The 8,909-nt window shown below is 71.6% G+C and carries 8 protein-coding genes and 1 riboswitch; of the genes, 7 read left to right on the forward strand and 1 reads right to left on the reverse strand.

The genetic code is table 11. The features are described 5' to 3' along the window. Positions 1-126: 126 nt before the first annotated feature. Together C7C45_RS32375 and gcvP are read left to right on the forward strand one after the other, a co-directional pair. Positions 127-978: an NAD-dependent protein deacetylase gene (locus C7C45_RS32375; RefSeq protein ID WP_110568639.1), complete on the forward strand. Its 852-nt coding sequence runs from the start codon at positions 127-129 to the stop codon at positions 976-978. A gap of 87 nt (positions 979-1,065) precedes the next feature. Then, positions 1,066-1,164: riboswitch (glycine riboswitch) on the forward strand. 73 nt (positions 1,165-1,237) lie between these two features. Then, complete coding sequence (gcvP, locus tag C7C45_RS32380; protein ID WP_110568641.1) at positions 1,238-4,060, forward strand: aminomethyl-transferring glycine dehydrogenase; 2,823 nt, start codon at positions 1,238-1,240, stop codon at positions 4,058-4,060. Between the two features lie 121 nt (positions 4,061-4,181). Here gcvP and C7C45_RS32385 read toward each other — a convergent pair whose 3' ends face one another. After that, the gene (locus C7C45_RS32385) at positions 4,182-4,382 is read right to left on the reverse strand and encodes a DUF5999 family protein (RefSeq protein WP_007460326.1); all 201 of its coding nucleotides are present in this window, start codon (positions 4,380-4,382) and stop codon (positions 4,182-4,184) included. 96 nt (positions 4,383-4,478) lie between these two features. Between C7C45_RS32385 and C7C45_RS32390 the strand changes: the two genes are divergently transcribed. The 5 genes from C7C45_RS32390 (at position 4,479) to C7C45_RS32410 (ending at position 8,742) form a co-directional block, all read left to right on the forward strand. Beyond that, complete coding sequence (locus C7C45_RS32390) at positions 4,479-5,699, forward strand: chorismate-binding protein (protein WP_208641512.1); 1,221 nt, start codon at positions 4,479-4,481, stop codon at positions 5,697-5,699. 31 nt (positions 5,700-5,730) lie between these two features. Next, entirely contained in the window at positions 5,731-6,240 is a 510-nt protein-coding gene (gene def / locus C7C45_RS32395; protein ID WP_110568645.1) for a peptide deformylase, read from the forward strand. Positions 6,241-6,475: 235 nt separating this feature from the next. Continuing rightward, positions 6,476-6,814 (forward strand): ArsR/SmtB family transcription factor, encoded by a 339-nt coding sequence (locus C7C45_RS32400; RefSeq protein ID WP_110568647.1) that lies wholly within the window; start codon positions 6,476-6,478, stop codon positions 6,812-6,814. Positions 6,815-6,817: 3 nt separating this feature from the next. Continuing rightward, positions 6,818-7,093 carry a hypothetical protein gene (locus tag C7C45_RS32405; RefSeq protein ID WP_146247474.1) on the forward strand — a complete coding sequence of 92 codons (276 nt, stop codon included), beginning with the start codon at positions 6,818-6,820 and terminating at the stop codon, positions 7,091-7,093. Between the two features lie 29 nt (positions 7,094-7,122). After that, entirely contained in the window at positions 7,123-8,742 is a 1,620-nt protein-coding gene (locus tag C7C45_RS32410) for a serine hydrolase domain-containing protein (RefSeq protein ID WP_110568652.1), read from the forward strand. Positions 8,743-8,909 lie beyond the last annotated feature (167 nt).

Consider the following 8,909-nt stretch of genomic DNA (forward strand, 5'->3'; position numbering starts at 1 on the left):
CTCTGAGGTATACCGCTCACTCCCGCATCCGCCCTGACGGAGGTGACCGACGGTCACCTCCGGCTGCGGCTGCGCTCACAGCCCTGCCCGTCGGCGTCGGCGGGTGGGTTGAGGCAGCATTGAGGGGTGACGGAGAGCCTCGACGTGTTGACCTCGCTGCTGGCCGGGGGTGGGGTGGTGGTGCTCAGCGGCGCCGGCCTGTCCACCGAGTCGGGCATCCCGGACTATCGGGGGCCCAGCGGCGTCGCGCGGCGGCACACCCCGATGACCTTCCAGGCGTTCACCCGGGATCCCCTGGCACGGCGGCGCTACTGGGCGCGTAGCCACCTGGGGTGGCGGTTGATCGCGGGTGCGGCGCCGAACGCCGGGCACCGGGCGGTGGCGGGGCTGCAACACGCCGGCCTGGTCGACACGGTGATCACCCAGAACGTCGACGGTCTGCACGGTGCGGCCGGCAGCACGTCGGTGATCGAGTTGCATGGTCGTCTGGATGAGGTGACCTGCCTGGACTGCGGCAACCTGACCTCACGGGAGGAGTTGGACCGGCGGCTACGCGAGGCCAACCCGGACTTCGTGGCGCAGGTCGCCGCGGTGAACCCGGACGGTGATGTTGATCTCCCCGACGAGCAGGTGGCGGCGTTCCGGCCGGTGGACTGCGGGATCTGCGGCACCGGGATGTTGAAGCCGGACGTGGTGTTCTTCGGGGAGACGGTGCCGCCACAGCGGGTGCAGCGCTGCTTCGCGGCCGTGGAGCAGGCCCGGTCGTTGCTGGTGCTCGGGTCGTCGTTGACGGTGATGTCCGGGCGCCGTTTCGTGATTCGGGCGGCGAAACTGGGCATTCCGGTCGCGATCGTCAACCAGGGGCCGACCCGTGGCGACGGCCACGCCACCGTGCGTGTCGACGCGCCGCTGGGCGCGCTGCTGCCGGAGTTGGCCGCGCGGGTCGTCGGTGACGCGGCGACGACGGTCGGGGTGTGACCGCGCAGACGCGCACCGCTGTGAGCAGGAGCCCGGGGTAGGACATCTGCCGGAAACACCGGCGCTGGTAGCGTTGACCATGCCGGTAACACCCACGTGGGAGAGACCGCCCGACAGCACGCAGGGCGGCGCCGAAGGGGCAAATCCTCCCCGGAACCTCTCAGGCAAAAGGACCTCGTGGGCAGGCACTGTGGAGCGCCCCTGTGGGGTGTGACAGAGGGGGAGGCCGACACGTCGACCTCGCCCCGGGAGTGCCCCCATGACCGTAGAGCAGTTCGCCACCCGTCACATCGGTCCCGGCCCCGACGATGAACGTCGGATGTTGGAGGTCGTCGGGCACGACTCGATCGACGAGCTGATGGATGCCGCGATCCCCGAAGTGATCCGCTGGCACGGCACCCTCGACCTGCCGGACCCGGCGACCGAGGCCGAAACGATCGCCGAGCTGCGAGCCCTGGCGGCCCGCAACACCGTCGCCGTCTCCATGATCGGGTTGGGTTACCACGGCACGCACACCCCGGCGGTGATCCGCCGCAACGTGCTGGAGGACCCGGCCTGGTACACGGCGTACACCCCGTACCAGCCGGAGATCAGCCAGGGCCGCCTGGAGGCGCTGCTGAACTTCCAGACGATGGTCACCGACCTGACCGGGTTGGCCACCGCGAACGCCTCCATGCTCGACGAGGGCACCGCCGCCGCGGAGGCGATGACCCTCGCCCGCCGCGCGTCCAAGAGCAAGAGCCCGGTGTACGTCGTCGACGCCGACGCGTTGCCGCAGACCATCGCGGTGATCACCAGTCGGGCGGAGCCGCTCGGCATCGACGTGCGGGTCCTCGACGTCGATGCCGACGAGTTGCCGGCGGAGTTCTTCGGCCTGCACCTGCAGTACCCCGGCGCGTCGGGTGCGGTGCGTGAGCACGCGACGCTCGTCGAGGCGGCGCACGCCGCCGGCGCCCTGGTGACCGTCGCCGCGGATCTGCTGGCGTTGACGCTGCTGCGCGCTCCGGGGGAGATCGGCGCGGACATCGCCGCCGGCACCACGCAGCGGTTCGGCGTACCCATGGGCTTCGGTGGGCCGCACGCCGGTTACCTCGCGGTGCGCTCGGGCCTGGAGCGGATGCTGCCCGGGCGTCTGGTCGGGGTGTCGCGCGACGCGGACGGCAACCCGGCCTACCGGCTGGCGTTGCAGACCCGTGAGCAGCACATCCGGCGGGAGAAGGCGACCAGCAACATCTGCACCGCGCAGGTGCTGCTCGCGGTGATGGCCGGCATGTACGCGGTCTACCACGGCCCGGACGGGCTGCGCGACATCGCGGCGCGTACCCATGACATGGCGGCGCGGCTCGCGGCCGGGCTGCGCGCCGGTGGCGTGGACGTCGCGGACGTGGCGTTCTTCGACACCGTCACCGCAGCCGTGCCGGGCCGGGCGGCGCAGATCGTCGCGGCGGCCGCCGAGCGGGGGGTGAACCTGCGGCTGGTCGACGCCGACCGGGTGGGTGTGTCGTGCGACGAGACGACGACCGTGGCGCACCTGGCGGCGGTGTGGGAGGCGTTCGGTGTGCCGGGCTTCGACGGGGCCGTCGACCCGACCCTGCCGCCGGCTTTGACCCGGACCAGTGACTTCCTGACCCACCCGGTGTTCCGCAGCCACCACTCGGAGACGGCGATGCTGCGCTACCTGCGGCGGTTGTCGGACTTCGACTACGCCCTGGACCGGGGCATGATCCCGCTCGGGTCGTGCACGATGAAGCTGAACGCCACCACGGAGATGGAGCCGGTCAGCTGGGCGGAGTTCGCGAACATCCACCCGTTCGCGCCGGACGACCAGACCGTCGGGTACCGGGAGATGATCGGTCAGCTGGAGTCGTGGCTGGCGGAGGTGACCGGCTACGACGCGGTCAGCGTGCAGCCCAACGCCGGGTCGCAGGGTGAGCTGGCCGGGTTGCTGGCGATCCGCTCGTACCACGCGTCGCGGGGTGAGTCGCACCGCGACGTGTGCCTGATCCCGTCGTCGGCGCACGGCACGAACGCGGCGTCGGCGGTGATGGCCGGCATGCGGGTCGTCGTGGTGGCCTGCGACGACAACGGCAACGTCGACCTGGTCGACCTGGACGCGAAGATTGAGAAGCACCAGGACGCGCTGGCCGGGATCATGGTGACGTACCCGTCGACGCACGGGGTGTACGAGACGGGCATCGCGTCGCTGTGCGCGAAGGTCCACGACGCCGGTGGTCAGGTGTACGTCGACGGGGCGAACCTCAACGCCCTGGTCGGTTTCGCGAAGCCGGGCAGGTTCGGGGCGGACGTGTCGCACCTGAACCTGCACAAGACGTTCTGCATCCCGCACGGTGGTGGCGGCCCCGGTGTGGGTCCGGTGGCGGTGCGCGCGCACCTGGCGCCGTTCCTGCCGGGTGACCCGCTGGGCGCGCACGTGGACGCGACGCCGGCGATCTCGGCGGCGAAGTACGGGTCGGCGGGGATCCTGCCGATCCCGTGGGCGTACCTGCGGATGATGGGCGCCGAGGGGCTGACCCGGGCGACCGGCGTGGCGGTCCTCGCGGCGAACTACGTGGCGGCGCGGCTGCGGGGGCACTTCCCGGTCCTGTACGCCGGCAACAAGGGCCTGGTGGCGCACGAGTGCATCCTCGACCTGCGGCCGTTGACGAAGGCGACCGGGGTGAGCGTCGACGACGTGGCGAAGCGGCTGATCGACTACGGCTTCCACGCGCCGACGATGTCGTTCCCGGTGGCGGGGACGCTGATGGTGGAGCCGACCGAGAGTGAGGACCTGGCCGAGCTGGACCGGTTCTGCGACGCGATGATCGCGATCCGGGCCGAGATCGAGCAGGTGGGTTCCGGGGCGTGGCCGGCGGGGGACAACCCCCTCGCCAACGCGCCGCACACCGCGGCGATGGTCAGCGGTGACGAGTGGCCGCACCCGTACCCGCGGTCGGTGGGCGCGTACCCGGCCGGGGTGGACCGGGCCGGGAAGTACTGGCCTCCGGTGCGGCGGATCGACGGCGCGTACGGCGACCGGAACCTGGTCTGCTCGTGCCCGTCGCCGGAGGCCTTCGAGGACTGACAACGGCGAGCCGGGGCGGGCGGTATGGCCGCCCCGGCGGCGCCGCGACCTGGGCGGGACGTCCCTTACCGGGGGACTAGCCTGGGTCGACGGCGGCTATGTGGTGACGCTGTGTGGTCGATCAGGCTACGAGGGCGTGGCGGGCGGGCCCGCGGTGCGGTGCGATGCTGCTGCCGTCGGGGAGCAACTCGCCGGTGTCCTCGAAGACGATCACGCCGTTGCAGAGCAGGCTCCAGCCCTGCTCACGGAAGCAGGCGAGGACCCGTGCGGCTTCCCGGTCGGTGGCTTCAGCGGAGGGGCAGGTCGGTTGGTGCTGGCACATCAGGGTCTCCGGACTGTGGGGGCACTGTGTCATGGTTCACATGACCAGTGACGCACAGTACCAAGCGAAAGTGTCCAGCATCGAGCAGGTGTCGGCCTGGCGCACGGGAAATCCACTGAACGGATGAGGAAGGTCGGACCGTACGGCGTGGAAACGCTCCCACAGGTGCTGGTCGATGTACCCGCGGCACCGGCCGCGTGTCGTGGCGTGCTCACCGAACGCGCCCGCCTGCAGTGGCGCCTCGGCGACGGCGGCGACCCCGCCGCCCTGGCCGAGGAGTTCCTCGCCGCGCACGGCCTGCCCCTGCACGACCTGACCCGACCCGCCCCCGCCCACCACGACACCGGGGCCTGCGGCGCGGCGCTCTACCTGTCCGCCGCGGCCGGGGCGGACCTGGCCGGCGTACCCACCACGGCACCCGAGCCGACGCCGGCGCTGCCCGACCTCACCGTGGTCGTCTACGACCACGGCCACGCCCGGGCCACCTCAGGCGGCCCACCGGCGCCGTGGTGGCTCGGCGAGTGGACCGAGAGTTGGACGCCCCGCCAGCACGCCGACGCCGTCGACGCGGTCCGCGCCGCCATCGGCCGCGGCGACGTCTACCAGACCAACCTCGTCGGGCACGCCGTCGCCCGCTACACCGGCGACCCACTGCCCGCCCTGAGCCGCCTCGGCGCGCTCCCCGGCGCCCGCTACGGCGGCGTCCTCACCGGCGACGGCTGGGCGATCGGCTGCGCCTCCCCGGAAACCCTCGTCGAGGTCACCGACGGGCACCTGATCACCCGCCCCATCAAGGGCACCCGCCCGGCCACCGCCGCCGGCCGCCGCGAACTGCTCGAAAGTGCCAAGGAACGCGCCGAACACGTCATGATCGTCGACCTGGAACGCAACGACCTCGCCCGCATCGCCCGCACCGGCACCGTTCGCGTCGACGACCTGTTCGCCGTACGCCGCTGGTGCGACCTGTGGCAGGCCGAGTCGACCGTACGCGCCGCCGCCGCCGACGGGCTCGGCCTCGCCGACCTGCTGCGCGCCACCTGCCCCGGCGGCTCCGTCACCGGCGCCCCGAAACACGCCGCCCTGACCCAGATCAGCGCCCTCGAACCCGTCGGTCGGGGCGCCAGCATGGGCGCGCTGGGCTGGGTCGCCCCCGGCCGCGTCGACCTCGGCCTGACCATCCGCACCGCCGCAGCCGACGCCGAGTCGCTGCACACCTGGGCCGGCGGCGGCATCACCTGGGACAGCGACCCGGACGCCGAGGTCGCCGAAGCCGCCGCGAAGACCGCCCCGATCCGCGCCACCCTGGCCGGACGCTGACCCCGCCGCCAGCGGCGATACGCTGACCCGCATGACCATGCGGCCCATCCGGATCATCGGCGACCCCGTCCTGCGTACCGAGTGCGAGCCGGTCACCACCTTCGACGCCGAGCTGCGTGCCCTCGTCACCGACCTGATGGACACCCTGCTCGGCGAACCCGGCCGCGCCGGCGTCGCCGCGCCGCAGATCGGCGTCAGCGCCCAGGTGTTCGTCTACGACGCCGACGGGCACCGCGGCCACCTGATCAACCCGACCCTGGAGCTGTCCGACGAGGTCCAGGACGACGAAGAGGGCTGCCTGTCCATCCCCGGGCTGTACTTCCCGACCGTACGGGCCCTGCACGCCACCGCCCACGGCGTCGACCAGCACGGTGAGCCGCTCAGCATCACCGGCAGCGGGTTCCTCGCCCGCGCGCTGCAACACGAGACCGATCACCTGCGCGGCACCCTCTACGTCGACACTCTGCGCGGCGACATCCGCCGCCGCGCCCTGCGCGAGATCCGCGCCGGCCGCTTCGACTCACCCAGCCGCCGCCGCTGATCCGCCACCGCGCCGGGCCCGGCTGACGCGTCAGTGTCTGTCAGCGGCGCCGGGCCGGTACCGCGTTGAATGAGCAGCAGCGCTCCGCCGCAGTAACCAGCCGCACCCGGTAGGGGCGGCGACTGCGATCCCACGTTCCTCGTCTGGCGTTGACACCTCTCGACACCCCTGTCAGACTTTTGTGACACCGGGTGTCAGAGGAATCTGACACCGGCTGCCGAGGAGGGAGTCCAGGATGAGCGGCACCTCGCCGACCGGTGACGAGCTCGTGCCGCTGTTGGCCGCCCTGGCCAGCCCACACCGGCTGCGCATCCTTGCCGCCCTGGCGCGGCAGCGCACCTACGTCAGCGAGTTGGCGCGGCAGCTGCAGATGAACCGACCACTGCTCTACATGCACCTGCAGAAGCTGGAAGCGGCCGGCCTGGTGACCGGCGAACTGGTGACCGCACCCGACGGCAGCTCGGTGAAGTACGTCCAGGCCGTGCCGTTCACGGTTCCCCTGGACCTGGACACGATCGTGCGGGCAGCGCAGAGCCTGACCGGCTCGGGGTCGGCCGCACAACAGGAGGAGTGAGCAATGACCCATCAGATGGCGTTGGACGTGGCGCAGACCTCCACGATCGCCGTGACGGCGATCGTGCTGGCGGTGATCACCGTCGCCGGTCTCATCGCGACCAGCATCTATCGGGCCCGGTACGCGGCGGCCCGGGAGGAGGGCTACCGAGTGCTGGCCGAACGGGGCGCCGACAGTGCGCAGGCCACCGCAGGCGAGCTCAAGGGCGTACGGGACGAACTCGGCGAGGTCCGGCAGCGACTGGCCGCCCTCGAGAAGCTACTGAGCCAGATCGGCTGACGAACCACCGACGGGGGAGGACATTCGACGTGAACACCCTGATCCGACTGCGTACGCGGACCCGTCGCCTCATCGGCGCAGCGACCTGCCTTGTCGTGCTGGCCATGACGGCCGCGCCCGTCGCGGCCAGCCCCGCGTCCGTCGATGAACTGGCCGCCACCGAGCACTACCTACACACTTATCTGAAGCAGACACGGGCACCCGGACTGGCATACGCGGTGATCCGCGGCGACGAGATCCTCCAGCGGGGTGCCTGGGGTGTCGACGGCGACGGACGGCCGATGACGACACAGACGCCGTTCATGCTCGGATCGACGAGCAAGTCGTTCACCGCGCTGGCGGTGGCCCAACTGGTCGAGTCCGGCCGGGTCCACCTCGACGCCGCGGCCTCCACGTACCTCCCGTGGCTGCGACTCGGTGCCGCGGACACCGCCCGGACGGTCACCGTCCGCCACCTGTTGCTCCACACCAGCGGCCTACCGCAGGTGTGGAGCACCGACCTGACCGACCGGTACGACAACCGGCCCGGAGCACTGACCCAATCCGTGCGTGACCTGAGCACCCTGCGACCCACCGCGCCCGTCGGGCAGGCCTACGAGTACAGCGACGCCAACTACATGATCCTCGGCGCGCTCGTCGAGAGCGTCACCGGCGAGACCTTCGGCGGCTACCTGCGCCGCCACGTGCTCGATCCCCTCCGGATGACGCGCTCCGCGGCCACCGCCGACGAGGCCCGCGCCGTCGGCATCCCCGCCGGGCACCGGTACTACCTCGGCCGGCCGCAGCGCTTCGCCGCGCCGTTCGACACCGCCGGAGTGCCGTACGGGTTCCTCGCCGCCAGCCTCGACGACCTGTCCCACTACGCCGTCGCGCAACTGGGCGGCGGTCGCTTCGGCGACACCCGGATCCTCAGCGCCGAGGGCACCAAACAGATGCACACCGGAACCGTGGACACCGGTCACGGCACCTACGGGTTCGGCTGGAAGAACAGCACCCTGGACGGCGTCGGCGCGCGCATCGTCTGGCACGCCGGCGCGACCCCGGACTACTTCACCCACATCGTGCTGGATCCCGACGCGGACCTCGCCGTGATCATCATGACCAACATCTACGGCCTGCCGATGGACGCGCCGCTGAGCGCCGGAGCGTTCAACGTGACCCGCATTCTGCACGGTGGCACACCGACGGCCGCCACCGAAGACCCGATTCACACCTGGGCCCTCGGCGGGCTGCTCGCCATCGCCGCAGCACTGCTCGTCATGCTGGGATGGTCCGTGACCCGCATCCTCCGTATCCGGCGACACGGCCCCACCCCGCCGGCCCGTTCACGCACCCGGACGATCGTCACCACCGCCTGCTGGATCGGCGGATGCACCGCCGTCGCAGCCACCGCCACGTGGCTGGTGCCCTCCTTCTGGAAGGGCGCCGGACTAGCCAAACTCCAGCTGTGGGCACCAGACGTCGGTCACGCCATCCGCATCGTGGTCGCCCTGTCAGCCGCCCTCGCGCTGACCCGCCTCGGCACCAGCGTCTACGACACAGTCCGCACCCGCCGACCCGGCGCCCCCGCGCCAACGACAGCCCCGCTCGACGGGCTGCTCCGACACGCCGAAGGGTCAGCGACCCAGACAGCCACCGACCCCCAGTAACCCCGTTACCTTTTTGATCGTCCCCAGCCGGGGACCCTCGGTCGCCCGGCCCGGTATGACTTCCTGCCCCTGTCGTTCGGATGATCCGGGGGGTGTTGTCGCTGGGTCGGGTGGCGTCGGCGGACCGCTGATAGGGACACGGAAACCCGTGTTGGGGTAGGTGTCTG

The organism is Micromonospora arborensis (assembly GCF_003205615.1).
Taxonomy (GTDB): Bacteria; Actinomycetota; Actinomycetes; order Mycobacteriales; family Micromonosporaceae; genus Micromonospora; species Micromonospora arborensis.

Excerpts from the sequence above, each read along its gene's own strand:
- gcvP (WP_110568641.1), top strand. The coding sequence starts at position 1,238 with ATGACCGTAGAGCAGTTCGCCACCCGTCACATCGGTCCCGGCCCCGAC.
- C7C45_RS32385 (WP_007460326.1), bottom strand. The coding sequence starts at position 4,382 with ATGTGCCAGCACCAACCGACCTGCCCCTCCGCTGAAGCCACCGACCGG.
- def (WP_110568645.1), top strand. The coding sequence starts at position 5,731 with ATGACCATGCGGCCCATCCGGATCATCGGCGACCCCGTCCTGCGTACC.
- C7C45_RS32400 (WP_110568647.1), top strand. The coding sequence starts at position 6,476 with ATGAGCGGCACCTCGCCGACCGGTGACGAGCTCGTGCCGCTGTTGGCC.
- C7C45_RS32405 (WP_146247474.1), top strand. The coding sequence starts at position 6,818 with ATGACCCATCAGATGGCGTTGGACGTGGCGCAGACCTCCACGATCGCC.